Raw genomic sequence first — 25,081 nt, 5'->3', positions numbered from 1 at the left:
ATAATTACCGTATATAAATAAGGTAATTATCTTATTTCATTATTCTTAATGTAAATCACGATATACGCCAATTACTTTTCCAATAACTGACACTTGTTTTAAAATGATAGGTTCTAATGAAGAGTTTTCCGGTTGTAGACGGAAATGGTCTTTTTCTTTATAGAAACGTTTAACAGTTGCTTCGTTATCTTCTGTTAAAGCGACTACAATTTCACCGTTGTATGCAGACTGTTGTTGGCGAACAACAACTAAATCCCCATCGAAAATACCAGCTTCAATCATACTATCTCCAGAAATACGTAACATAAACACTTGATCTGCTCCAGCAACAATGCTAGCTGGAAGTGGGAAGTGATCTTCTACACTTTCAACTGCTGTAATCGGTAATCCAGCAGTAACTTTTCCGATAATTGGAACTTGAATAACAGATTGTGTTTCTGCATCCATTCGGTTGTCACCTAAAATTTCAATTGCTCGTGGTTTTGTTGGATCTCGTCGAATATATCCTTTTTCTTCTAGTCGTGATAAATGTCCGTGCACTGTAGAACTAGAAGCGAGGCCGACTGCTTGACCAATTTCACGTACGGAAGGTGGATATCCTTTTTCTTGTACTTTTAGCTTAATAAAGTCGAGAATGTCTTGCTGGCGTTTCGTTAACTTTTCCATGTTTTCTAACACCTCGTTTTCTTTCATTTTTCTTATTAATAAGTATAACATGCGAAAAAACATTCTACAAACATAAGTTCGAACAAAAGGCGAATTTATGTTACACTGGAGGGGAATAATAGTGAGAAAGAGGGGTTCATAATGAATGCAATTATTTATGCGCGTGTGAGTACAACGAAAGAAGCGCAAGAAACGTCATTATTACGTCAAAAAGATGAATTATTGCATTTAGCTGAGCGCTATCAAATGAATGTTGCTAAGGTAATTGAAGAACAGGCTAGTGGGTATACGATTGAACGTGACGGTATATTAGAAGTGCTAGATACAATTCGAGACGAACAAATTGATGTGCTACTCATACAAGATGAAACACGCCTTGGTAGGGGGAATGCAAAGATTGCATTAATGCACTGTTTACATAAAGAGGGAATAAAAGTATACACGCATACGCATAATGGAGAATTACAATTATCGGATTCTGATTCGATGGTATTAGATATTATTGGTATTGTTGAAGAGTATCAAAGAAAGATTCATAACTTAAAAATTAAACGTGGTATGCAACGTGCAGTAGAAAAAGGTTATCGTCCAGAAAATAATTTGAAGAATCGTCATTTAAGTGTAGGACGAGAGAAGAAAGAAGTTCCGATTGAGGAAATTGTACGTTTGCGCAAGAGTGAACTTACTTTCGAAGAAATTGCGGCAACGCTTCGCGGCTTTGGTCATAATGTTTCAAAAGCGACTGTACATCGTAGATATGTAGAATATACAAAGCAATTGCTTGATAAAGAGGACTAACTATTGTATGATAATAATCAGTTTTGAGTAAAAGGGGGATTCGAGATGCAAAGTCACGAACTCATTGAACGCATTAACTTCTTAGCGAAAAAAGCAAAAGCTGAAGGCTTAACTGAAGAAGAACAACGTGAGCGCCAATCGCTACGTGAACAATATTTAAAAGGATTTCGTCAAAATATGTTAAACGAACTTAAAGGAATTAAAGTTGTTAACGAAGAAGGTACTGATGTTACACCGGCGAAATTAAAAGCTTTAAAAAAGCAAGATAATGCAAAATTAAACTAAAAGATGGGCGAAGCCCATCTTTTTTATTTATTATATCGGTTATTTAATAACTTTCCAGTTATTATTGACTGTTGCCTCTATCTTTTTGTGCTTCAATATATAGTTAGCGATAAGTTCAGACATATCTGTTGGTATGTCTTTTATTACGGGCTTATTTTGAAACATAAAGAAGTTTCCTCCGCCGCTTGCGCGATAATTATTCATAACGACGTCATATTCTTTATCCATATTAAGAGGAGCGCCTTTATACTGTAAAGATTCTACTCTCTCGCCAATAGGTTTGGAAATGTTTAATACGTACGAAATCCCTTCCCACATATCGTAATTATAGTGTTGTGGCTTCGGTTCTATGAAGGTAGGGTTTACGATGATAGTTCCATCTGCATTTAATGTGAAATAAGAAGCAGAGAGTTCAAGGGCATTTTTTATATCTGCTCCAGTTATTCTAATTACTTGTAATGTATTTGGATAAATATAATTAGAAACGATGTCACGCATTGTTACATGATCAGGGAAACCTGGAGATGTATTATGGAATAAGCTTGTACAAGAAATAGAAACATTAGCTATATCCATTTGTATCTTATTTATGAATTCAATAAAAGGATGGTCTTGCAAACGAGTTTGCATAGCGTCTGAAATTTGCATATCTCCATAGATTAGTCCAATAGGTTGATCGAGCCAATTTTGTGTGTTCTCTTCATATTCGGTAACCAAGGAAAGCATATGTTGGTCCGCCGCAATTCCTCGCACGGGCAATAATTGTGAATAACTCTCTTTTTTTGCCCATTTTTGTTCTGTTTTCTCGAATGTTACTGTTATTTTTCCGACGGAGTGTCCATTGCATCCAGTCTGTAAAACTGTTACACCATTTATTACGGTGTGAGCGATTTCCCGGTGTTGGTGGCCTGTTAGTAAAATATCTATGCCTTCAATTTCATGGCACATTGCATATCCTTGGTTTTCACTTGTTAAAACTTCAGTCGGTACCCCAGTTTGTAAATCGCGTTCAAATCCCCCATGGTAGGCTACGACTAATAAATCTGGTTTCTCGTGTTCGCGAATGTAAGAAACCCACCTTTTTGTTGTTTCTAATGCATCTTCAAATTGTAAATCTTGAATGTGATGGGGTTGTTCCCAATTGGGAATGTAATGCGTTGTCATCCCTAAAATAGCAATTTTTATATTTGATTCAATATGTTTTATTATATATGGTTTCCCGAAATAAGGTTCTTTTCGGTTTTTATCTAAAATATTTGCTGATAGATACGGGAAGTTTGCAGTAGAAATAGCATGATTTAATACATCCATTCCATAATTAAATTCATGATTCCCAATAACTGCAGCATCATAACGTAAATAGTTCGCTAATAAAGACATTGGATTTTTCTTATCTTCTTCATATGTAGCGTAATGATAAGTAAAGGGTGTTCCTTGTATGAAGTCACCGTTATCAATTAAAAGAACGTTTCTATTTTGGGAACGTTCTTTTTTTATAAGGGTAGAAATTTTCGCTAAACCAATTTCAGCTTTGGAGTTATCTTGGTAGTGAATTGGATAAACAGTGCCATGTATATCACTTGTTAATAAAATGTTTAAAGTTACAATTTGATTTGGATTCAATATCATTCACCTTTTCTATTGTTATCTACTAATTAAGCATATCAAATATATGAAGAGAATTTTAATGAGAATGTATAGAATGTGTAAAGATTCTGTAAATAAGCAATTATACGTGAAAATGTGTGATATATTTCTTCATGTTTACGGAAGTCAATTTTATAACAATAAAAATGGAGGCATTAATATGTTGAAAAAAGTTTTTGCAATGAGTACGACAGTTGTACTAGCGGCGGGATTATTAAGTGGTTGTGGAACGAAAGAATCAAGTGCAAGTAAAACTGAAGATACGAAAAAAGGTTATGTACCGAAGACTTTAAATGTTCAATTTGTTCCTTCTCAAAATGCAGATACGTTAGAGGCAAAGGCGAAACCATTGGAAAAGCTATTAAGTGATAAATTAAATATCCCGGTAAAAGTTAGTATTTCAACGAATTACAATACAATTGTAGAAGCGATGGCATCTAAGCAAGTAGATGTAGGCTTTTTACCACCAACAGCATATGTGCTAGCGCATGAGAAAAAGGCTGCAAACGTAATTTTACAAGCACAACGTTTTGGGGTAGATGATGAAACAGGAGCTCCTACAAAAGATTTAGTAGACTTTTATAAATCTGAGTTTGTAGTTAAGAAAGATTCAAATATTAATAGTGTAAAAGATTTAAAAGGTAAAAAAATTGGTTATCAAGATGTAACATCATCAGCAGGATACGTATGGCCTGCGGCTGTATTGTTAAAAGAGGGTGTTGATCCGTTAAAGGATGTGAAACCTGTTACATTAAAAGGTCACGATCAGTCGCTTATTGCGCTTTTAAATGGTGATGTAGATGCAGCGGTTGTATTCCAAGATGCTCGTAATATTGTGAAAAAAGATTATCCGAATATATTTGATCAAACGAAAATAGTGAAATTTACAGAGAAAATTCCGAACGATACGATTTCGGTACGTTCTGATTTAGATGCAGAGTGGAGTAAGAAATTACAGGACGCTTTCATTGAAATAGGAAAGAATGAGGAAGGTCACAAAATCATTAAAGAAGTATATTCACATGAAGGATATGTTAAATCTGATGATAGTAAATTTGATATCGTTCGTGAATATGGAAAGAAAGTAAAAACGCAATAATACATATGGAAATGGCAGCTAACTGGAAGGCATATGTTTCTAGTTAGTTTGCCATTTTGAATACATAGAAGGTAGGTAAGATGTGTGATAGAATTTCGAAATGTTTCCAAAATGTATCCGAATGGTACAAAAGGATTGAATAATATAAACTTGAACATTCAAAAAGGTGAGTTTGTTGTAATGGTAGGGCTGTCGGGGGCTGGAAAGTCTACACTTCTTAGATCGGTAAATCGCCTTCATGAGATTACAGAAGGAGAAATCTTGATTGAAGGTGAGTCTATTACTGCTGCGAAAGGAAAAGAATTACGACGCATGCGCCGGGATATTGGTATGATTTTTCAAAGTTTTAACCTTGTAAAACGATCAACGGTTTTGAAGAATGTATTAGCTGGGCGTGTTGGATACCATTCGACTTTTCGTACAACGTTAGGTCTATTTCCAAAAGAAGATTTGGAGCTTGCCTTTCAATCGTTAAAAAGGGTGAATATTTTAGAAAAAGCATATGCGCGAGCTGATGAATTATCAGGAGGACAACAGCAACGTGTATCGATTGCTAGAGCGTTGGCGCAAGAAGCAAAAATCATATTGGCAGATGAACCTGTTGCGTCGTTAGATCCGCTAACAACAAAGCAAGTATTAGATGATTTGAAAAAAATTAATGAAGATTTTGGGATTACAACAATTGTAAACTTACATTCTATTGATTTAGCTAGGCAATATGCGACACGCATTATTGGATTACATGCAGGCGAAATTGTTTTTGATGGTTCAGTAGAAGAGGCAACGGATGAAAAATTTGCTGAAATTTATGGAGACGTAGCGCAGAAAAGTGAATTATTAGAGGTGGCAGTTAAATGAATGACGCGACGATATATTCAAAATCGATACCGAAGCCGCCGAGTAAGTTGAAACATATGTTAACGGCTATTCTAGTCATTTTACTGTTGTGGGGAAGTAGTGTACAGGTCGACGCATCATTTTCAAAACTAGTAGTTGGTTTTCCTAATATGATTGATTTGTTAAAAGAGATGGTGCCGCCTGATTGGAGTTATTTTCAAGTTATTACAACAGCGATGTTAGATACAATACGTATGGCGATTATTGGGACGACTTTAGGAGCGATTTTAGCTATTCCACTGGCACTATTTGCGGCAAGTAATGTGTTTACTAGTACATTTTTGTACGGTCCAGCTCGATTGGTTTTAAATTTTATCCGAACGATACCAGATTTATTATTAGCGGCAATTTTCGTAGCTATTTTTGGAATAGGACCACTTCCAGGTATTTTAGCTCTTACTTTTTTCTCAATTGGGCTCGTGGCGAAATTGTTGTATGAGTCAATGGAATCGATTGATCCAGGTCCATTAGAGGCGATGACAGCAGTAGGAGCAAATAAAGTGCAATGGATTGTGTATGGGGTAATTCCGCAAGTGAAAGCACATTTTGTTTCCTATGTTCTTTATACATTTGAGGTGAACGTACGTGCAGCAGCTGTTTTAGGTTTAGTAGGAGCGGGTGGTATTGGGTTGTATTATGACCGTACACTTGGATTTTTACAATATCAACAAACTGCATCTATTATTATTTATACTCTTGTTGTTGTATTGTTAATTGATTATGTAAGTACATTGTTGCGGGAGAAATTATAATGAGTAAAACGACGATAATTGTACCAAAACCGAAGAAACCGAGTATGTATCGCTGGTTTATTTTTATAGCACTTGCATTTGTTTATGTATGGGCTTTTTCAGGAGTCCCGCTAGAGGGTAACTAACTGTTACGATTTATTTAACCAATTATAACCAAAGTTAATTAAATATATCAGTAAGCCCTGCTAGTCAAGTGATTGGCTAGTAGTGAGGGTTAACTGCGGGCAATCCCTAAAGCTGATTGAACTACAACGTGTCTAGAAATGGTGAGCGTGAATGTCGCGAAAGCAGAAAAAATCAATCAGATGGTGCAAGGTTAAATCCTAAACACTAGAGCAATGGGTCTTCCGCCTCGAATCATCTAAGTCAAAATGGATAAGATGAACGTTCAACGACTATCTCGTATAACTGACGAGAGTACATCACAAGCCTATGGTGATGGAAAAATCCTCTATCTCTAAAGAGATAAACATATAGTCTGCGCTCATGTGAAAACATGAGAAGTTCATAAGAGAACTGGCTAAGGAATTGCGCCCCTAGTTGAACGAGATAAATTTAATTAAATCTATCAAGTCTCATTGAATCTACCGAATCTATGCATTATGGTAAATTCAATGAGGTGAGAATGATAATGAAATTTTCACGAGTTAGTCAAGTATCGGAATTAACAGGTTTGTATCCTAGTAGTCTTAGGAGAATGCTGGTGGAACACGCTACGATTCAGAAGAACAAATCTTCCATTAAAGGAGTTACATTCTGAGGGTATTGGCGAAGAAAGTCAGACTGATTCCAACGCCTGAACAAGAAAAAAATGCTTAGAAACCATGCTGGTGCTGCAAGATTCGCTTATAACTATTGTAAAAGAATGAGTGATAGATACTATAAGCTATTTGGAAAATCTGTTTCACAGTTAGCTTTACAGAAACGATTTACAAAGATCAAGAAGCGAAAGAGATATGAGTGGTTAAATGACATTAATGCACAAGTTCCTAAACAGGCTTCAAAAGATTTTGACAAGGCGAGGAAAAATTCGTTTGAAAAGTACCAAAATGGTTATCACACTTCTTATAAATCCAAAAAAGATTTAATCCAAGGATTTTATGCCAATTATGAAAGACTGATTATAAGAGAGAAAGTAGTTCATATTCAGTCCATTGGAGAAGTGAAAACAAGCCAACAACTACCAAGAAACAAAAAAACATCAAATCCAAGAGTTACCTTTGATGGTCGTCACTGGTGGATGAGTGTAGGGTTCAAAGAATCCTTTGAAGCACAAGAATTAACCGATGAGTCGATTGGTGTGGATGTTGGTTTAAAAGAGCTGTTTGTGGCTTCTAATGGTACGAAAGAACGAAATATAAACAAAGATGCCAAGGTTAAAAAACTTTTGAAAAGGAAAAAGTCAGCACAAAGAGATATGTCTAGAAGATTTAAAAAAGGTGTAAAAATTCAATCTGCCGGATATGAAAAAGCGAAAACTGAGCACCTGCGGTTATCTAGGAAAATTATGAATATCCGAAATAACCATATCCATCAAGCAACAGCTAAATTAGTGAAAACCAAACCAATGAGGATTGTTGTGGAAGACTTATCTATCTCAAACCTGTTAAAAAACAAAAAACTATCGAAAGCATTTTCATTTCAAAAATTAAACTTCTTCTTTCAATGTTTATCATACAAGTGCGAGAAGTATGGCATTGCGTATGTAAAAGCTGATAAATGGTTCGCCTCAAGCCAGATTTGCTCATGTTGCGGAGTTAAATACGACCATTCAGTTCAACCAGAAGGACAGTGGAGTTTAAAAATACGTGAGTGGCGTTGTGTTCCATGCAATAGCCATCACGATAGGGATGTAAATGCTGCGATAAATTTATCAAGATGGGTAAAATAAAAGCTTGATAATAGGAGGTAACGATACTGCCTCGTGTGGAGTGTTATACCCCTCTTCCCTTCGGGGTTGCGAGAACACGATGAAGCACTAACTTGTGTAAATTTGATTGAATTGTATAGATTTAGTTAAGTTTATCGTATCGGAATAAAGGATACGGCAGGAGAAATTACAAAAGCAATTATGACAGGTGTATTGAATCCAGATTGGTCGTATGTATCTTTGCCAGATGGTGAAGATTTATTACATGGCTTAATTGATACGTTGGCAATTGCGATATTAGGTACATTTATTTCTGCCTTTTTATCTGTTCCATTCGCTTTTTGGGCGGCAACGAATATGAGCAGTGGAAAATTAACGGCAGGAACTGGGAAATTTGTACTTAGTTTTGTTCGTACATTTCCTGAATTAGTTATGGCTCTTTTATTTATAAAAGCTGTAGGACCAGGCTCCTTTGCCGGAGTTCTAGCTTTAGGATTACACTCTATCGGAATGTTAGGAAAATTATATTCAGAAGGAATTGAAAATATAGATAAAGGACCGACGGAAGCGTTAATAGCTACAGGTGCGAATCGCTTTCAAATACTTTGGTATGCAGTATTGCCACAAGTATTACCGGATTTTCTATCGTATACGTTATACAGGTTCGAAATTAATGTACGATCCGCTGCTATTTTAGGTGTTATTGGAGCAGGTGGGATTGGTACGCCTCTAATTTTTGCACTGAGTTCACGCAATTGGTCTCGTGTGGGGATTATTTTATTGGGTATTATTTTAATGGTAATTATCATTGATTTTATTTCAAGTTCGATACGGAAGAAAATTGTATAATTTATTTTAAGCACCTATAAAAGGTGCTTTTTTATATAATAAGAATAATAAATGTGAGCAATAGGGGGGATAATTTGGCTTTACAGCACGAGTTTGTATTTGTTTCGAATGAAGAAAAAAGGTGGGATTTTATAGGTATAGATTGGATTGAACTTTGTTTTCTATATAAAGAAGAGGCAACGATAGATGAGTGTGTTGTATTAAGTGATGAGCTAATCGTATATCTATTAGATTTTACCCATTGGATTCCGACCTATTATCCAGCGAAAAGAGCAGAAGGATTTGGAATTCACTATTATGGTATTACGAAAATAGAACAGCAAGGGGCAGTGATAGCAGAACAGTTATTTTGTTCGCTAGTTAACATGTTTTCTCTAGCGCCAGAAACAATCGAACTGACAGGGCAGTTTCAATGGGAAAATGATAATAATACTGATGGAGAATATGAAAGATACGTATTTGATCGAGATAAATTATGCCAAGATTTAAATTCTTTTATTCGTTTGCTTTGCAGAGTGAAAAATGGGGAAGGATATATTTTGCATTATGGAATTTGAAAATGATGAATAAATATACAGATAATTCCCTTTCTTTTTAAAATAAAAATAATGAAAAAGTATGTCATATTGAATACCCATACATTCCCGAAATCATTGATTTTTTTATGAAAAACCAAAAAAATATCAACATATTTGTCGATACATGTTGTATAATCTTGCGTGGGAAGCTATCATATAAATGTATAAAACGTTTACTAATATAAGCGAAGGGAAGAATAGCATGTCACATTCAATCGAACAACTTTCTATCAACACGATTCGCACATTATCCATCGATGCGATTGAAAAAGCAAACTCTGGTCACCCAGGAATGCCAATGGGTGCAGCACCAATGGCTTATACATTATGGACTCAATTTATGAAACACAATCCAAATAACCCAACGTGGTTTAACCGTGATCGTTTCGTATTATCTGCAGGTCATGGTTCAATGTTACTATACAGCCTACTTCACCTATCTGGTTATGATCTAACAATGGATGACTTAAAGAACTTCCGTCAATGGGGAAGCAAAACTCCAGGACATCCTGAGTACGGTCATACAGCAGGTGTAGACGCAACTACTGGTCCACTTGGACAAGGTATTGCAACTGCTGTAGGTATGGCAATGGCTGAAAGACATTTAGCGGCTAAATATAACCGTGATGCGTATAATGTAGTAGATCATCATACATACGCTATTTGTGGTGATGGAGATTTAATGGAAGGCGTTTCTGCTGAAGCATCTTCATTAGCTGCTCATTTACAATTAGGTCGTCTTGTTGTGCTTTATGATTCAAACGATATTTCATTAGATGGCGATTTAAATCGTTCATTCTCTGAAAGTGTAGAAGATCGTTACAAAGCATACGGATGGCAAGTAATCCGTGTTGAGGATGGAAACGATATTGAAGCTATCGCGAAAGCAATCGAAGAAGCGAAAGCTGACGAAAAACGCCCAACGCTAATTGAAGTAAGAACGACAATTGGTTTCGGTTCTCCAAACAAATCAGGAAAATCAGCTTCACATGGTTCTCCACTTGGTGTAGACGAAACAAAATTAACGAAAGAAGCATATGCTTGGACTGCTGAGCAAGACTTCCATGTAGCAGAAGAAGTATATGACAACTTCCGTAAAACCGTACAAGATGTTGGTGAAACTGCGCAAGCAGCCTGGAACACTATGCTAGGTGAATATGCACAAGCATACCCAGAATTAGCAAACGAATTACAAGCGGCAATGAATGGTCTTCTTCCAGAAGGTTGGGAGCAAAACTTACCAACTTATGAATTAGGATCAAAAGCAGCAACTCGTAATTCTTCAGGTGCTGTAATTAATGCAATTGCAGAGTCTGTACCATCATTCTTCGGTGGATCTGCTGACCTTGCTGGTTCTAACAAAACATACATGAATAACGAAAAAGACTTTACAAGAGATGATTACAGCGGAAAAAACATTTGGTACGGTGTACGTGAGTTCGCAATGGGTGCAGCAATGAACGGTATTGCACTACATGGCGGCTTAAAAACTTACGGTGGTACGTTCTTCGTATTCTCTGACTACTTACGTCCAGCAATTCGTCTTGCAGCATTAATGCAATTGCCAGTAACGTATGTATTCACACACGACAGTATCGCTGTTGGTGAAGATGGTCCAACACATGAACCAATCGAGCAATTAGCAGCGCTACGTGCAATGCCAAATGTATCTGTTATTCGTCCAGCTGATGGTAACGAATCTGTTGCAGCTTGGAGACTAGCTCTAGAATCTACAAACAAACCAACTGCTTTAGTATTAACTCGTCAAGACCTTCCAACATTAGAAGGTGCAAAAGAAGATACGTATGAAAAAGTAGCAAAAGGTGCATATGTAGTTTCTGCAAGCAAGAAAGAAAAAGCTGATGTAATCTTACTTGCATCTGGATCTGAAGTAAGTCTAGCTGTTGAAGCGCAAAAAGCGTTAGCAGTAGACGGCGTTGACGCAGCTGTTGTCAGCATGCCATCTATGGATCGCTTTGAAGCTCAAACAGCTGAGTACAAAGAATCTGTATTACCAAAAGCAGTAACAAAACGTTTCGCAATCGAAATGGGTGCTACATTCGGATGGCACCGTTACGTAGGTCTTGACGGAGATGTGTTAGGTATCGATACATTCGGTGCTTCTGCTCCTGGTGAGAAGATTATGGAAGAGTATGGATTTACTGTAGAGAACGTTGTTCGTAAAGTAAAAGAAATGCTTTAATGATTTTAGAAAAATCTCTCCGGCATGGAGAGATTTTTCTATGTAAATGAGTTTTTTCGACAGAAAAAGTTTTTTATCTCTCCGCAGTCAGACAATCATTGCAAAATTTCTTCTATATAATGAAGGGAAAAGGTTGTCCAGATTGGGAGGCGAAAGATGAAAACGTATGAATTGTATTTAATTCAAGAGGATATTGCGAAAGCTTACTTTGGTCGTGAATATTTGTTTTTTGATTTATTTGCTAGATTTTCAGAATCTGGGTCCCTTTCGGAGAAAAAAGTGTTATATAAACAAATGATGTATATAACGATGCCATTACAAGTAATGAAAATTCACCATAAATTAGAACAAGCTTTGCGTGTTCTTGGTAAATATGATCGAACACATCATACACATACACTTTATACAGGAGCGGAATACGGCGAAATAATGGTGAAACCGCACTATATTCGCATGAATACCTCTGGAAACGTTTCTATGGAAACGACTTTCTTTGAGGTGTTAAGAAAGTGTGAATTAACATTTTTAGCTATGGATTATGAAAATACAAAGTACGGATGGCTGAATCCTCTAAAACAAGTACGAACATATGTGTAAAAAATGTCGAATTGTATCTTGTCTTATTGAAAAGGTTTTAGTACACTGTAAGGTAGACAACATGAAGGAGGAAAATATATGCCAATTTGGTTAGGTATTCTAGTGGGCGTAGTAGCACTAGTAGCAGGCGTGGCGTTAGGATTTTTCATTGCCCGCAAATACATGATGAACTACTTAGAAAAAAATCCACCAATTAATGAACAAATGTTAAAAATGATGATGATGCAAATGGGACAAAAACCTTCCCAAAAGAAAATCAATCAAATGATGAGCGCGATGAATAAGCAACAAACGAAATAAGCGCTAAAAGACACTCGCTAAGAGTGTCTTTTCTTTTTGTTAGTTATGTAGTTTAAAACTTTTAAAAATTCAGCATTTTTGGTAAACTGAAAACATCGCTCATTTTAAGGGAGGAGGATAAAAATGAAGGTATTTATTAATTTAGCGTGGTTTTTTAAACAAGAAAAACGAGCGTACATAATCGGAATTATTATGTTATTTGGTGTCGCGCTTCTTGAACTTGTAGCTCCGAAAGTACTAGGTATTGTAGTAGATGAAATTAATAATGGAACATTAACATCTGAAAAATTGTTGAAGTGGGTTATTCTGTTAGTAGTTGTAGGGATTACTATGTACATATTACGTTATTTATGGCGTATTATGATTTTTGGATCTTCGTTAAAACTAGCCCGTCAATTACGAAAGAATTTATATGAACATTTTACAAGGATGAGCCCATCTTTCTATCAATCACGTCGTACGGGTGATTTGATGGCGCATGCGACTAATGATATTCAGGCGATTCAACAAACTGCTGGATCGGGTGTTTTAACACTTGTTGACTCATTAGCGGTTGGGGGATGTGTACTCGTAGCGATGGGTTTTACAATTAGTTGGAAGTTAACATTGTTAAGCTTAATTCCAATGCCGATTGTAGCGATTTCGACAAATTATTATGGAACGTTATTACATAAAAGGTTTCATAAAGCGCAGCAATCGTTTTCAGAAATCAATGATAAAGTGCAAGAGAGTATGAGTGGGATGAAGGTAATTCGATCACTTGGACAAGAGAAAGAAGATTTACAAGCATTTCGAAAAAAATCAGAAGATGTTGTACATAAAAATATGTTAGTTGCACGTATTGATTCGTTGTTTGATCCAACAATCTCTCTTATCGTTGGATTTTCTTTTTTAATTGCAGTGTGTTACGGGTCAGTATTAGTTGTGAGGGGTGAATTAACTGTAGGTGATCTCGTTACATTTACAACGTATTTAGGTACCCTCGTTTGGCCAATGTTAGCCTTTGGATGGTTGTTTAATATTATGGAGCGTGGGCGTGCTTCGTATGACCGTGTAGAAAAAATTCTCTCGCAAAAATCAGATGTAGTAAATAGAGAAGATGCTGTACATAAAGTAGCAAGCGGTGATGTTACATTTGCGGTCGATTCATTTTCATATAAGAAAAATGAACTGTTACAGCTAATAGATGTTCACTTTGATTTGAAGAAGGGTGAGACACTAGGCGTTGTCGGACGTACAGGAGCAGGGAAAACGACTTTATTAAAATGTTTAATCCGTGAGTATGATCATTTTAGTGGTGAATTAAAAGTTGGGGAGCGGGATATTCGCGATGTAACACTTTACGGTGTCCGTTCTGCCATTTCATACGTGCCGCAAGATCATTTTTTATTTTCAGCGAGTATTGGGGAGAATATTGCCTTCGGAAAGGCGGATGCTACATATAATGAAATAACCCGCGCTGCAGAGATTGCTTGTATTCATGATGACATCCTCCAATTTTCAGAAGGGTATGAAACGGTAGTGGGAGAAAGAGGCGTTTCGTTATCTGGAGGTCAAAAACAGAGAATCTCTATTGCACGTGCTTTATTAACGAATGCGGAAATTTTAATTTTAGATGATTGTTTATCAGCGGTCGATGCAAAAACAGAAGAAACGATTTTAAATGCATTAAAGAGGGAAAGAGCAGGAAAAACAACGATTATTACTGCTCATCGTTTAAGTGCAATTCAACATGCCAATCTTATACTTGTTGTGGATGAAGGCAGAATTGTACAACGAGGTACACATGAACAATTAATGAAAGAAAACGGTTGGTATAAAGAAATGTACGAGAGCCAGCAGTTAGAAGCATTAGTCGAGAAAGGTGGCGTATGATGACCGGGAAGAAGCGGAGTGATTTAAGTAGATTACTTTCTTATATGAAGCCATATAAAAGGTTACTATCTTTAGCATTTATCTTTTTAGTTGGTGCAACTGTAACTGAAATGATGGGCCCTTTTTTAATTAAACAATTTCTTGATGAACATTTAGTACCACGTAACTTTGATCAATCCGCACTTGTTACTCTATTTGTAGTGTATCTTATTGCTCACTTATTAAAAGTATTATTTACTTATTTAGACTTATTGTATTTTCAAAATATCGCTTTTAAAATTGTTCAAGATATGCGTGTTGAAGTATATGATCATGTTCAAAAGTTGTCATTAAGTTTCTTTGATCGTACGCCGATTGGTACGCTTGTATCGCGCATAACGAATGATACGGAAGCAATTAAAGATTTTTATGTCAGTGTATTATCCACATTTGTCAAAAATGTAGTCTTTTTAATAGGTATTTTAGTAGCAATGTTTTTATTAAATGTAAAACTAGCTCTATTTTCTCTCGTATTAATTCCGATAATGTTTGCAATTATGGTGCTATATCGCCGGAAGAGTGCAGCCTTTTATTTAGAAGTACGTAATCAATTAAGCGTGTTAAATGCGAAGTTAAATGAGTCCATTCAAGGAATGAATATTGTTCAAGTGTTCAGACAAGAAAAGCGTATGAGAAAAGAGTTTGAAGAAGTGAATAATAAACATTATAGTGCAGGGCGGCGGACGTTAAAATTAGACGCGTTACTTTTACGTCCAGCAACTGATTTAGTTCATATTGTGGCTATTGCGTTAGTACTTGGTTTATTTGGAATTGATGCTTTGAAGAGTCCTGTTGAAGTAGGTGTCTTATATGCGTTTGTTAACTATATACATCGTTTCTTCCAGCCTGTAAATGAGATGATGATGAAATTATCATTTTTCCAACAGGCACTTGTTTCATCATCACGTGTATTTCATTTAATGGATGAGAAAGATTTAGCACCAGTTCAAAAAGGAGATGGAAATCCTCAAGTCGTTAATGGAGAAATTGAATTTAAAAGTGTTACTTTTTCGTATGATGGAAAACGTGATGTTTTAAAAAATATATCTTTTCACGTGAAACAAGGGCAAACGGTGGCTTTCGTTGGGCACACTGGTAGCGGAAAAAGTACCATTATGAATTTGTTAATGCGATTTTATAATATTAAGTCCGGAAATATTGTAATAGATGGTGTAGATTTAGAGAAATTTGAAGAAAGAGAAATTAGAAAGAAAATAGGACTCGTATTGCAAGATGCATTTTTATTTGCGGGAAATGTAAAACAAAATATTCGTATGTACAATGAAGAAATTACGGATGAAGAAGTAAAAGAAGCGGCACAATTTGTGCAAGCGAATACGTTTATTGAAAAATTACCAGAACAGTATGAAACGGAAGTAGTAGAAAGAGGAGCTGCATTTTCTAGTGGTCAACGACAATTAATTGCTTTTGCTAGAACGATAGCAACGAATCCGAAAGTATTAGTATTAGATGAAGCAACAGCTAATATTGATACAGAAACAGAAGATGCGATCCAAACAGCATTACAGCAAATGCGAAAAGGGAGAACGACTATAGCAATTGCACACAGATTATCTACAATTCAAGATGCAGATCAAATTTTTGTTATGCATGATGGAGAAATAGTAGAAAGAGGAACACATCAAGAATTACTGAGTGAGCAAGGGTTGTATTATAATATGTATTTACTACAAAATAAAGGAATTTTACAAAAGGCCTTGTAATTACAAGGCCTTTTTACTTTGTTTATAAAATATGTTTGCTCTCAATGTCGATAGTATAAACGTCGTGACCCTTTATTAAAGTTGTACATATTGTATGTATACGAAATGAAAAAAATTGATAGGAGCTTTTATATGCAAGATAGATCTAGTTCAAATATTACGTTTATCGATGTGTCTCATTGGGAAGGGAACATTGATTGGAATGCAGTGAAGGGATCGGATCGGGTATTTCAGCGGCGTATGCAAAAGCGACAGAAGGTGTGAATAATCTTGATCCTACTTTGGTTCAAAATGTACAAGCAGCGGGAAATGCGAATGTATTAATCGGTGCATACCATTTTGCACATCCAGAACTAAATGATGCAATTTCAGAAGCGAAACATTTTGTGAACATATTACAAAGCAATTAGACAGACTTAATACCAGTTTTAGATTTAGAATCACCGATAGATCCGAGTAATAGTAATTTAACTGGTACTGCTATATCTAATGGGGCAAGAAGTTTCATAAATTATGTGAAACAGGCTACTGGAAAAGATGTCATGTTATATACAGGAGTTTGGTATATTAATGAGTTTGGAATTAACGGATTAAGTGATATTCCACTTTGGATTTCTAAATACTCTAGTACGCCGCCTGCTGATGCTGATGGATGGACAGAGTGGACAGCAATACACAGATTCTGGTCAAATTTCAGGTGTAGTAGGAAACTGTGGCGTATCAGCAGCGGTTTCATTAGAAGCTTTGCAAGAAAATGGAACAAATGGTGGTGGAAATGTTTCTCCACCTAGTACTGCTACTGCAGTCTACGGCGTTGCTGTAATTAAAGGCGATAATGTAAATTTACGGAGTGGACCATCTTTACAATCTAGTGTAATTCGCCAGCTAAATAGAGGAGAATCGTATGAAGTTTTGAGTGAACAAGATGGTTGGCTTGCTTTAGGTGGAAACGAATGGATATACTATGATCCAAGTTACATTCAGTATAAACATTATGTGGCGACTATTACTGGTGATAATGTGAATCTGCGGGATGCTCCATCATTAAATGGAAATGTTATAAGACAGTTATATCGCGGTGAGGCTTATAGAGTATGGTGTAAGCAAGATGGTTGGCTTGGTTTAGGTGGAAATGGCTGGATATACTATGATTCAAGTTATATTCAGTATGGTGTACAATAAAATGCACGTAAAAGGTATCTCGCCTGAGATTCCTTTTATGCTGCTATTTGCGGGTAACCTGAAACAATCAGTGGGGAATGAGAAAAATCGCTTATTAAAGTCTCTCTTCATTAAAAGTATGTAATTTTTACAAAGTGTATATTGAAAGCATAGTATAATATAATGGATGTTTATAAAAATAAATGAAAATGGAATAAAGGAGTAAGGATATGGATTATGTGCTAATAGGTGTGATTTTATTATTATTAGCTGTAGTATTCGTGCTGTTCTATAAAAATAAACAGCTAGAATCAGAGAGTCAGCAAGTAGAATTTGAAAAGAAACAAGCAATTGAAACGTATGAAACTGAAATTGCAGCTACGGTTACAGAGCATAAAGAACAACAAAATACATTAAAAAATATGGAACAGAAGAAATACAATGATTTACAAATAAGTGCAGCTAGAGAACTTGAAAATATGCGTATGATGAAAAATCAATTAGCTATGCAACATAGTAAAGAACGAAGTGAAATACAAGAGAAACATAGTAACGAAATACACATGTTTCAAAAGTTAATTGCAAATTTGCGAGAGTATACGAAAAATGGAGCTGAAGTGAATACACACGAAACATTACATTATATGAAGCGTGGATTCGTAGAACAAGGCATAATACTAGACAATGAATTTCATATTATGCCGAATGTTTTTATTAAAAGTCAGCACGGAGGAAATGATTTTCGCATTCATCATCTTGTCTTAAGTAAAACGGGTATGTATGTACTTGAGACGAAAGAATGGACAGGGAAATTAATTCATGGCTTAACGAAAGAAAATGCTAGTATATATTCATTTATGATTGATGAAATTGGCAAGTATCAACAAGAAGTAGAGAAAGAAGAGACGTTTTGTATTACAGGTGAAGATTCATTAACGATACAAGTGAAAAATGAAGGGAATCCAGTATATAGAGCGAAGAAACTATCCCATATTCTATACAATTGTTTGAAAGAAATACAAGTTGATATTGTAAAGGAAAACGTAAAACCGATTGTATATTTTTATAATGAGAGTGGGAAAGAAGTGCTAGATCTGTCTGAAGAAAAAACGCCGAGATTAAAAGATAGAGAGCAAATTGTAATGTTCTTTAGAAATGAGATCTTAACAGGGAAAGTAATATATACAGATCAAGAGTTAGAAAAACTTCGAGAAACCATTAATCGAATAAATTATATAATGAATTAAAAAGAGGTGGGCTTTCTGAGTACTATATTAAGGGGTATTTTGTATGTTTATATTTGTTTGTATATACTAATGTATCTTGCTTTTATGTTTATTATTGGTATGGCTCATACGTCATTAAGTGTAACGAGCGTTTTTGTAATAGTCGTGCCATTTGTTTTATTAGTTATGATTCAAAAGTGGATCTTATATGTTGCTAAAAATCGTAATGAAGAAAAGAAGCAAATGTCGGGAGTGTTAATAGTAGCACTTATTCCGTTAATAGTATGTACTGCACAATTAAGTATGAATACATACACTTCAAAGTTTAATCAAGATCGATGGTTACATGCTGAAGATAAACGGGTACATATGGTAGATGATCTAATACAAAAATATAAATTAACAGGAAAATCAAATGAAGAAATTACACAATTATTAGGAACGCCTACTGAAACGAGAAATGGAGAAAACGGGGTTATCACTTCGTACTATCTTGGAACTGAACGTGGCTTTATCCCTATAGATAGTGAACATCTTGTTTTACAATTTGATAAAGATAGTAGAGTTTTGAAATATAAGGTGCAGAGAGATTAAATAAAAAAGAAGCTATATGTTATAGCTTCTTTTTTATTTTTCAATACGTTACGGAAGGGAGAGAAGGGTTTTGAAGGGAATAAGGAATGAAAGTGGAGGTGATGCATATATATAGATGCATTGGGTTATTTTTATCGTGCATAAACGAGCAGCCCGATTATAATCAGTGCGGAATGGACCAAATCGCAACTGATTAAAGTTTCACTGTATCATATTGTATAAATGAAAAGGAGGTAAGACGGTGAAAGCAATCCCGACTGATGTCCTGAGTAAAGAATTAATGGAAAGAGAAGGAGTTATATCTATTACAGTAAAGGAATTTGAAAAGATAGAAGTAGCTGGAGTAGTAGTCGCTGGCCCGGCAGTTATTTTGATTAATCAAGATTAAGTACATATTATTGAAATAAAAAGCATCCATCTAGGGTGCTTTTTATTTGTATACAAGGAAGAATATGATGGATAATTGCTTTACTGGAGGGAAAGTCTGTGGCAATTATTATAACGATGTTAGTAATGGGAGTTTTATTAGGATTTGTTGGAGCAGGGGGAGCTGGTTTTATTATCGCAATACTCACTTTAGTATTCCGCATTCCTATTCATGTTGCGCTTGCAACGTCTTTAACTGCAATGGCATTTACGACATTATCTGGGGTTATAAGTCATTATCGTGAAGGAAATGTTGTAGTTACTATAGGAGGGATTGTTGGTGGATGTGGAGCACTTGGTTCTTATATTGGTGCAAAGCTTGGTTCACTTATACCACCGCATCTTCTTCATTGGTTTACAGCTGGGATGTTATTTTTATCTGCAATTTTTATGTTTGTTAAATTAATTAAGTTTCAAAATAGGGAAGAACTACTTTTAGCAGAAATTAAAGATTTTTCGAAAGACAATATAATGAAATGTATATGTCTCGGATTAGTCACTGGAATGATGGCTGGTTCATTTGGGATTGGTTCTGCACCATTTATTCAACTTGGATTAATGGTTCTATTAGGATTAACAATCCAGCAATCTGTAGGAACAACCATGCTTGTCATATTGCCGATTGCGATTGGAGGTGGGCTAGGATATAGTTCAGAAGGCTACCTAGATTATATACTGTTATTGCAAGTATTAATTGGCACGATGTTAGGAGCGTATATCGGGGCGAAGTTTACAAATTATGCACCACGTATGCTTTTGAAGCTTTCAATGATTATGACACCAGTTGTAGCTGGATGTATGTTATTGATGGAATAAAATAATATAGCAAACTAATATGTTTTACGAATGAATTATGTAAGTAATTCATATTTCCCATATAAAAGGATTTGCTTTAATATAATGAGTATAAAGTTCGAGTATTCGAAGTACTACTTGAATTATATCCCTATCCCTTTTCTAAAAATGCGAACAAGTTTTGCCCTATTCTATTCAATAATTAATTGCATAGAAATATATTGTTCGATGACCATTATGGAACGTACATAATGGGAAAATCCCGATCCTTAAAGAGGATGCCCCTAATCTTCATGTGAAAATATGATCGGATAAGAAAGCTGACCAATTTATGGTCGGCTTTCTTTTTGTTCAAAAGTTATTTCTTCTTTAATTTCTGTTTGCAATAATAAAGCTTTTCCGAAACGACGTTTACATTCCGCACGAACTTTTTCAATGGCTAGTAGCTGAGTAGTGGCGGGAACTGTTACGATAGCTTGGCGTGGTTTTCGATTTTCTTCACAAAAGACACATTCCACAACATATTTAGAAATCATATTTTCATCCTTCCGTTTTTAATTTCTAAGAAGGGATTGTCTATGAAGTTAATGTGATTTTTCGTCATTAGTTTACTTTTTTCCTCTTTTTTCAAGGAGAAAATGATAAAGAAGGTGAATTTTTGTAGGGGGAGGGATGTATATGGAAAGATGGATAGGTTGTGCAGCAGTATGTATAAATGAAAAAAATGAAGTTTTAATGGTGTTGCAAGGGCAAAAGGGTGAAGAAAAAAGGTGGTCTGTTCCAAGTGGAGGGCTTGAAAAGGGAGAGACACTAGAAGAATGTTGTATTCGAGAAGTTTGGGAAGAAACAGGTTACAATGTGGAAGTTGTAAATAAAATATACGAAAAAGAGGGTATTACATACGGGGTTCCTGTATACGTTCATTATTATGTCGTTAAAAAAATAGGCGGTAGTATGAAAATCCAAGGTCCTGATGAGTTAATACATGAAATTGCTTGGAAGAGGATAGATGAAATGAAGGAATTAACGCTATCTTTCCCGGAGGATTATGAGGTTTTAAATAAATATATAAATAAAAAAGCGAGTGTTTAAACACTTGCTTTTTTAATGTATCCACGACAAGAAAAGCGGAACAATAACTAAACTAGCTCCTGCTGTTAAAAGCATAGATAAACTTGCAATGGTTCCTTCTACAGGGCCGATTTCGAATGCTTTTGATGTACCGGTTCCATTTGCGCTAGTGCCTAACATAATGCCTTTTGCGAGCGCTGTTTTAATACGGCATATACGTATGAGAGCAGGTCCGAGCAATGCTCCTGTTAACGCAGTTAAAACAACAAATACAGCTGTTAATTGTGACATACCACCGATCATTTCTGAAATGGCCATTGCAATTGGTGTCGTTACAATATGAGGCGCTAAACTATGTTCTAACGATGAATCAATTTGAAAATAATTAGCTAGTAGTGCTGAAGTAATAACTGATAAAAATGAACCGACAATGACATTAAGTAAAATAGCTATTCCATGTTTCTTGAGTAAATCAAAGTATTTATAGATTGGCCATGCGAAAGCAACTGTTGCAGGCTTTAATAATTCTGTTAACCATTGACCACCTGTTTCATATGTTTCATAAGGTGTGTCTAGTCCGAGTAATAAAGCAATTAAAATAATAGGGCAGACGAGAAGAGGAGAAAGTAAGCTCCAATTCCAGCGTTGATACATTTTCTTCGATATCCAATATGTGAATAGTGTTAATAGTAAACAAAGAAAGCCGATCATTGTGTTGATCCTTTCCGCTTTAGTAGCAATTCTGTTAGGAGTCCTGTAGCGAGAGTGACACAAAGTGTACTAATCATAATAATTAAAATGAGATCGATTCCATATTGTGATAGTGTATCTTTGTAGCGTATGATAGCGACTGCAGAAGGAATGAAAAATAAAATAAGTTCTTTTAATAAAAAGTCTGCTCCGTCCTGTATCCACTCTTTTTTCACTAGGTTAAATTTTAATGAAATTAACAATAAAAAAATACCGATTATACTTCCTGGAACTGGGAGGTGTGCCTGTTTTGCAATCCATTCACCTGTCCAAGCGAAACAAAATAATAATAAAATTTGTCCGCTTAATTTCCACCATTTCATACAGTACCCACCTCTTTCTTTTTTTACATAAAAATTGTAAAAAAGAATTAACAATTTCTACTATACGTTCATTCGAAAAATTTGTCTAATATATAAATTATATGTTATTAATATATTAGATGTATTAATTGAAAGTGAAAAGGGTGTCCAAAATGGAATTACGGCATTTGCAATATTTTGTTGTAGTGGCAGAGGAGTTACACTTTGGACGAGCAGCTGCTCGTTTACAAATGACACAACCACCGCTTAGTCAACAAATTCAGCAATTAGAAAAAGAAATGGGAGTTATGTTATTTTCAAGAACGAAGAGAAAAGTTGAATTAACAGAAGCTGGAGAAATGTTTTTAAAAGAAGTAAAAAAAGCGTTCGAACAAATTGATAAAGCAGTAGAAGTTGCACAAAGTGCCCAAAGGGGAGAAGTGGGCTCACTTTCAATTGGTTTTGTAGGTGCGGCGATATATGATATTTTACCATCTATCGTAAGGGAGTATAGAAAGAAATTTCCGAGAGTGTCTGTTGCATTACATGAACTGTCAACACCGGATCAGGTGCATGCACTTCACGATAACCGTATTGATATTGGCTTTTTGCGTCCGCCAATTCCAACGCAATTACTAGAGTTAGAACCAATTCAAAAGCTTTCTTGTACGTTATGTTTACCGAAGGCACATCCACTTGCTGAAAAGGATGAAATACATATTGAAGATTTAAGAGACGAACCGTTCGTATTTATTACGAGACCGGTATGGCCAGCGTTATACGATACAATTTTATCACTTTGCCGCGACGTAGGATTTAGTCCACACATTGTACAAGAAGCAACGGAATATCAAACAGTTATGGGACTTGTAGCGGCAGGAATCGGAATTACGGTAATACCTGTATCGGCGAATAAATTGTATAAAACCGAAGTCGTATATAAAGAGTTATGTGATTCTAATTTTGTTGCAGAAATGTCAGTAGCGTACAAAAAAATGAATACTAATCCAGAACTTTTAGAGTTTTTGAAAATTGCAAGAGAGAAGAAAAGAATAGAAGTTGAGGATGAGATTAATTAATTTGTTAAAAAGTACACCTCGTTAAACACTAAAGCGGAAATGCAATTATATTGCATTTCCGCTTTAGTGTTCTTTTTTAGTTCTATACTAAAGAGATAAACATGTTCGTTTTCTTGTAATAATTGTTCAATAGTAGTTTTTTCCTCAAGCATTGGAATTCTTACGGTTTCTTTATTCGTTTTTATTATAGCCGCTAAAGTCGTCTTTTGATTGTATGTTAAGTTTATAGCAGATTGAAGAGTAGTAGAGGTAGAGCTATTTATGATTGGAGGTGCTTCTTCAGGAGCGAGCATGGAACTACCTTCAATATTAACATACCAATGTTTTTGCACTTGTACATCTTTATCGAGTTGGGATTGAGGTGGTAAAAAAGAAAGCTTTACTTTCTTTTCTTGAAAATGGGAGGTAGCTATATTCGCAATTACGTTTGTTTTTTTACCATTTTGATAATAATCAATTGTAGCATGTATTTTATCTTTTTCATTTTTTAGGGTAACGCTATAAAACATGCTATTGCCTTCTTGAAAAGGAGTTATTTGTAAAATAGAAGATTGTTCTTTTGTTAATTTATATGGCTCAACAATGGCATCTGCATTGTTTTTAAGTGGGATACAACTTGTGAGAAATAATAAAGAAAAGATTAATAGCAATTTTATGCGCATGAAATCCCTCCCTTTTTTACAATTATATCCTTGATATGATTTATTTCCTATTTTATTTTCTAGGACTAAAGACTTAGAACAAATTCAGATTGTAGTGCGATGTTTAAAATGTCATATTTTTATACACTAGTAGTATAGAATGAGTATGGTATGAAGTGAGGTAGGGGAAGAACATATGTCTTTATGTCAGTTAGTGAGAAAAAATATAAGAACATTTGCTGCCAAAAGGATGAAGCAATTCATGTGGGTTGCTATGAGTACTATGATTTTATTTTTTATGATATCGCTCCAATTTAATGAAGGAGCTATTGGGAAATTAGAGACTACACTTTTATTTCAAATGAGCTTTTACATGTTGTTTATTGTATTCATTTTTATTTGTATTTTTACTACATATAAAATAACGTTTTCTCTTCTGCAAGTGAGGAAAGAGGAAATTAAATCTTATGTAGCAGAGAATAGGAAGAGAAATGACGTACTATGTTTATTATGTCAGGAGCAATTATTTATTTATGGAGCAGCGTTTGTTTTTGGATTAGTGAATGGGATGTTATTTTTGAAATTATTTACGATTATCTTTATGAAAATAGCAGGAATACAAGGGATAAATAGTGCACCGATTACAATATATGCAATCGTAGTTGTTAGTATAATTATGATTGTGATCGTCCTATTATCGATGATGCAATGTTTTCGATTTGTTCAAAGTTTACAAGATGAAAATTCGTTTTAATTCAAGGAAAAGGCATGAGAAATCATGCCTTTTCTTATTTTACACATAAAAATAATCATGTTACAGTGTAAAGACCTGACAAAGCATGGGAAGGAAAGGTTGT

24 protein-coding genes and 4 pseudogenes are annotated in these 25,081 nt (G+C 35.2%); 22 read left to right on the top strand and 6 right to left on the bottom strand.

Translation table 11 applies throughout. The features are described 5' to 3' along the window. Positions 1-45: 45 nt before the first annotated feature. Complete coding sequence (gene lexA, locus QCI41_RS08685; protein ID WP_353837630.1) at positions 46-666, bottom strand: transcriptional repressor LexA; 621 nt, start codon at positions 664-666, stop codon at positions 46-48. Between the two features lie 141 nt (positions 667-807). On the opposite strand from lexA, the gene QCI41_RS08680 reads away from it, so the two are divergent. Beyond that, positions 808-1,464, top strand: a complete 657-nt coding sequence (locus tag QCI41_RS08680; protein ID WP_061677970.1) for a YneB family resolvase-like protein — start codon at positions 808-810, stop codon at positions 1,462-1,464. A 45-nt stretch (positions 1,465-1,509) separates the two neighbouring features. Beyond that, on the top strand, positions 1,510-1,749 hold the full coding sequence (locus QCI41_RS08675) for a DUF896 domain-containing protein (protein WP_001190582.1): 240 nt from the start codon (positions 1,510-1,512) through the stop codon (positions 1,747-1,749). A 39-nt stretch (positions 1,750-1,788) separates the two neighbouring features. Here the strand turns inward: QCI41_RS08675 and QCI41_RS08670 are convergent, their stop codons facing one another. Continuing rightward, a complete protein-coding gene (locus QCI41_RS08670; protein WP_353837631.1) occupies positions 1,789-3,372 on the bottom strand; it encodes a bifunctional metallophosphatase/5'-nucleotidase in 1,584 nt (527 codons plus the stop codon). Between the two features lie 184 nt (positions 3,373-3,556). On the opposite strand from QCI41_RS08670, the gene QCI41_RS08665 reads away from it, so the two are divergent. From QCI41_RS08665 to QCI41_RS08585, 17 genes and pseudogenes are all read left to right on the top strand, one after another. Next, complete coding sequence (locus QCI41_RS08665; RefSeq protein ID WP_076539480.1) at positions 3,557-4,495, top strand: phosphate/phosphite/phosphonate ABC transporter substrate-binding protein; 939 nt, start codon at positions 3,557-3,559, stop codon at positions 4,493-4,495. 84 nt (positions 4,496-4,579) lie between these two features. After that, positions 4,580-5,353 (top strand): phosphonate ABC transporter ATP-binding protein, encoded by a 774-nt coding sequence (gene phnC / locus QCI41_RS08660; protein ID WP_000569233.1) that lies wholly within the window; start codon positions 4,580-4,582, stop codon positions 5,351-5,353. Further along, the gene (phnE, locus tag QCI41_RS08655; RefSeq protein WP_000996079.1) at positions 5,350-6,144 is read left to right on the top strand and encodes a phosphonate ABC transporter, permease protein PhnE; all 795 of its coding nucleotides are present in this window, start codon (positions 5,350-5,352) and stop codon (positions 6,142-6,144) included. The genes phnC and phnE (QCI41_RS08655) overlap by 4 nt, the downstream gene beginning before the upstream one ends. Continuing rightward, positions 6,144-6,263, top strand: a pseudogene (locus tag QCI41_RS08650) (phosphonate ABC transporter, permease protein PhnE); the annotation flags it as partial. The gene phnE (QCI41_RS08655) and the pseudogene QCI41_RS08650, both read left to right, overlap by 1 nt. Positions 6,264-6,900: 637 nt before the next feature. Further along, positions 6,901-8,035, top strand: a pseudogene (locus QCI41_RS08645) (RNA-guided endonuclease InsQ/TnpB family protein). A 141-nt stretch (positions 8,036-8,176) separates the two neighbouring features. After that, positions 8,177-8,863 (top strand): annotated as a pseudogene (gene phnE / locus QCI41_RS08640) (phosphonate ABC transporter, permease protein PhnE); the annotation flags it as partial. Between the two features lie 74 nt (positions 8,864-8,937). Beyond that, complete coding sequence (locus tag QCI41_RS08635; protein WP_353837632.1) at positions 8,938-9,420, top strand: coproporphyrinogen III oxidase; 483 nt, start codon at positions 8,938-8,940, stop codon at positions 9,418-9,420. 223 nt (positions 9,421-9,643) lie between these two features. Continuing rightward, positions 9,644-11,644: a transketolase gene (tkt, locus tag QCI41_RS08630; protein ID WP_353837633.1), complete on the top strand. Its 2,001-nt coding sequence runs from the start codon at positions 9,644-9,646 to the stop codon at positions 11,642-11,644. 156 nt (positions 11,645-11,800) lie between these two features. Then, positions 11,801-12,241 carry a sporulation inhibitor of replication protein SirA gene (sirA, locus tag QCI41_RS08625; RefSeq protein WP_000860645.1) on the top strand — a complete coding sequence of 147 codons (441 nt, stop codon included), beginning with the start codon at positions 11,801-11,803 and terminating at the stop codon, positions 12,239-12,241. A gap of 78 nt (positions 12,242-12,319) precedes the next feature. Continuing rightward, positions 12,320-12,541 (top strand): YneF family protein, encoded by a 222-nt coding sequence (locus QCI41_RS08620; RefSeq protein ID WP_001123315.1) that lies wholly within the window; start codon positions 12,320-12,322, stop codon positions 12,539-12,541. Between the two features lie 123 nt (positions 12,542-12,664). Next, a complete protein-coding gene (locus QCI41_RS08615; protein WP_088080256.1) occupies positions 12,665-14,416 on the top strand; it encodes an ABC transporter ATP-binding protein in 1,752 nt (583 codons plus the stop codon). Continuing rightward, positions 14,416-16,179 (top strand): ABC transporter ATP-binding protein, encoded by a 1,764-nt coding sequence (locus QCI41_RS08610; RefSeq protein ID WP_353837634.1) that lies wholly within the window; start codon positions 14,416-14,418, stop codon positions 16,177-16,179. Before QCI41_RS08615 ends, QCI41_RS08610 begins: the two co-directional genes overlap by 1 nt. A 132-nt stretch (positions 16,180-16,311) precedes the next feature. Continuing rightward, positions 16,312-17,361 (top strand): annotated as a pseudogene (locus QCI41_RS08605) (GH25 family lysozyme). A gap of 209 nt (positions 17,362-17,570) precedes the next feature. Continuing rightward, on the top strand, positions 17,571-18,587 hold the full coding sequence (locus QCI41_RS08600; protein WP_353837635.1) for a nuclease-related domain-containing protein: 1,017 nt from the start codon (positions 17,571-17,573) through the stop codon (positions 18,585-18,587). 6 nt (positions 18,588-18,593) lie between these two features. Further along, entirely contained in the window at positions 18,594-19,160 is a 567-nt protein-coding gene (locus QCI41_RS08595; protein ID WP_080345009.1) for a hypothetical protein, read from the top strand. A gap of 241 nt (positions 19,161-19,401) precedes the next feature. After that, a complete protein-coding gene (locus QCI41_RS08590) occupies positions 19,402-19,548 on the top strand; it encodes a BC1881 family protein (RefSeq protein ID WP_000644411.1) in 147 nt (48 codons plus the stop codon). A gap of 98 nt (positions 19,549-19,646) precedes the next feature. Then, a complete protein-coding gene (locus tag QCI41_RS08585; protein WP_000974679.1) occupies positions 19,647-20,402 on the top strand; it encodes a sulfite exporter TauE/SafE family protein in 756 nt (251 codons plus the stop codon). Between the two features lie 308 nt (positions 20,403-20,710). Here the strand turns inward: QCI41_RS08585 and QCI41_RS08580 are convergent, their stop codons facing one another. Continuing rightward, on the bottom strand, positions 20,711-20,917 hold the full coding sequence (locus tag QCI41_RS08580) for a DUF3903 domain-containing protein (RefSeq protein ID WP_000624203.1): 207 nt from the start codon (positions 20,915-20,917) through the stop codon (positions 20,711-20,713). Positions 20,918-21,059: 142 nt separating this feature from the next. Here QCI41_RS08580 and QCI41_RS08575 point away from each other — a divergent pair, with 142 nt between their 5' ends. Further along, on the top strand, positions 21,060-21,473 hold the full coding sequence (locus tag QCI41_RS08575) for an NUDIX hydrolase (RefSeq protein ID WP_353837636.1): 414 nt from the start codon (positions 21,060-21,062) through the stop codon (positions 21,471-21,473). 12 nt (positions 21,474-21,485) lie between these two features. Here the strand turns inward: QCI41_RS08575 and QCI41_RS08570 are convergent, their stop codons facing one another. Both QCI41_RS08570 and QCI41_RS08565 read right to left on the bottom strand, forming a co-directional pair. Continuing rightward, positions 21,486-22,163, bottom strand: a complete 678-nt coding sequence (locus QCI41_RS08570; protein WP_000578955.1) for an LrgB family protein — start codon at positions 22,161-22,163, stop codon at positions 21,486-21,488. Then, positions 22,160-22,525: a CidA/LrgA family holin-like protein gene (locus tag QCI41_RS08565; RefSeq protein ID WP_046957704.1), complete on the bottom strand. Its 366-nt coding sequence runs from the start codon at positions 22,523-22,525 to the stop codon at positions 22,160-22,162. Before QCI41_RS08565 ends, QCI41_RS08570 begins: the two co-directional genes overlap by 4 nt. Positions 22,526-22,677: 152 nt before the next feature. Between QCI41_RS08565 and alsR the strand changes: the two genes are divergently transcribed. After that, positions 22,678-23,583 carry an acetoin biosynthesis transcriptional regulator AlsR gene (gene alsR / locus QCI41_RS08560; RefSeq protein WP_000423221.1) on the top strand — a complete coding sequence of 302 codons (906 nt, stop codon included), beginning with the start codon at positions 22,678-22,680 and terminating at the stop codon, positions 23,581-23,583. Here alsR and QCI41_RS08555 read toward each other — a convergent pair. Beyond that, a complete protein-coding gene (locus tag QCI41_RS08555; protein WP_353837637.1) occupies positions 23,580-24,245 on the bottom strand; it encodes a histidine kinase in 666 nt (221 codons plus the stop codon). The two genes, alsR and QCI41_RS08555, sit on opposite strands and share 4 nt — an antisense overlap. Before the next feature lie 175 nt (positions 24,246-24,420). On the opposite strand from QCI41_RS08555, the gene QCI41_RS08550 reads away from it, so the two are divergent. After that, complete coding sequence (locus tag QCI41_RS08550; protein ID WP_000050588.1) at positions 24,421-24,978, top strand: FtsX-like permease family protein; 558 nt, start codon at positions 24,421-24,423, stop codon at positions 24,976-24,978. The last annotated feature ends 103 nt before the right edge of the window (positions 24,979-25,081 follow it).

Source organism: Bacillus cereus group sp. MG4 (assembly GCF_040460055.1).
Taxonomy (GTDB): domain Bacteria; phylum Bacillota; class Bacilli; order Bacillales; family Bacillaceae_G; genus Bacillus_A; species Bacillus_A wiedmannii.
Note: the sequence above shows the minus strand (reverse complement) of the source record. Positions and strands in the feature narration are given on the sequence as shown.

Excerpts from the sequence above, each read along its gene's own strand:
- phnE (WP_000996079.1), top strand. The coding sequence starts at position 5,350 with ATGAATGACGCGACGATATATTCAAAATCGATACCGAAGCCGCCGAGT.
- QCI41_RS08555 (WP_353837637.1), bottom strand. The coding sequence starts at position 24,245 with ATGCGCATAAAATTGCTATTAATCTTTTCTTTATTATTTCTCACAAGT.
- QCI41_RS08575 (WP_353837636.1), top strand. The coding sequence starts at position 21,060 with ATGGAAAGATGGATAGGTTGTGCAGCAGTATGTATAAATGAAAAAAAT.
- QCI41_RS08580 (WP_000624203.1), bottom strand. The coding sequence starts at position 20,917 with ATGATTTCTAAATATGTTGTGGAATGTGTCTTTTGTGAAGAAAATCGA.
- QCI41_RS08620 (WP_001123315.1), top strand. The coding sequence starts at position 12,320 with ATGCCAATTTGGTTAGGTATTCTAGTGGGCGTAGTAGCACTAGTAGCA.
- QCI41_RS08680 (WP_061677970.1), top strand. The coding sequence starts at position 808 with ATGAATGCAATTATTTATGCGCGTGTGAGTACAACGAAAGAAGCGCAA.
- QCI41_RS08665 (WP_076539480.1), top strand. The coding sequence starts at position 3,557 with ATGTTGAAAAAAGTTTTTGCAATGAGTACGACAGTTGTACTAGCGGCG.
- QCI41_RS08615 (WP_088080256.1), top strand. The coding sequence starts at position 12,665 with ATGAAGGTATTTATTAATTTAGCGTGGTTTTTTAAACAAGAAAAACGA.
- QCI41_RS08600 (WP_353837635.1), top strand. The coding sequence starts at position 17,571 with ATGGATTATGTGCTAATAGGTGTGATTTTATTATTATTAGCTGTAGTA.
- QCI41_RS08550 (WP_000050588.1), top strand. The coding sequence starts at position 24,421 with ATGTCTTTATGTCAGTTAGTGAGAAAAAATATAAGAACATTTGCTGCC.
- QCI41_RS08570 (WP_000578955.1), bottom strand. The coding sequence starts at position 22,163 with ATGATCGGCTTTCTTTGTTTACTATTAACACTATTCACATATTGGATA.
- QCI41_RS08610 (WP_353837634.1), top strand. The coding sequence starts at position 14,416 with ATGACCGGGAAGAAGCGGAGTGATTTAAGTAGATTACTTTCTTATATG.
- tkt (WP_353837633.1), top strand. The coding sequence starts at position 9,644 with ATGTCACATTCAATCGAACAACTTTCTATCAACACGATTCGCACATTA.
- QCI41_RS08675 (WP_001190582.1), top strand. The coding sequence starts at position 1,510 with ATGCAAAGTCACGAACTCATTGAACGCATTAACTTCTTAGCGAAAAAA.
- QCI41_RS08565 (WP_046957704.1), bottom strand. The coding sequence starts at position 22,525 with ATGAAATGGTGGAAATTAAGCGGACAAATTTTATTATTATTTTGTTTC.
- lexA (WP_353837630.1), bottom strand. The coding sequence starts at position 666 with ATGGAAAAGTTAACGAAACGCCAGCAAGACATTCTCGACTTTATTAAG.
- sirA (WP_000860645.1), top strand. The coding sequence starts at position 11,801 with ATGAAAACGTATGAATTGTATTTAATTCAAGAGGATATTGCGAAAGCT.
- alsR (WP_000423221.1), top strand. The coding sequence starts at position 22,678 with ATGGAATTACGGCATTTGCAATATTTTGTTGTAGTGGCAGAGGAGTTA.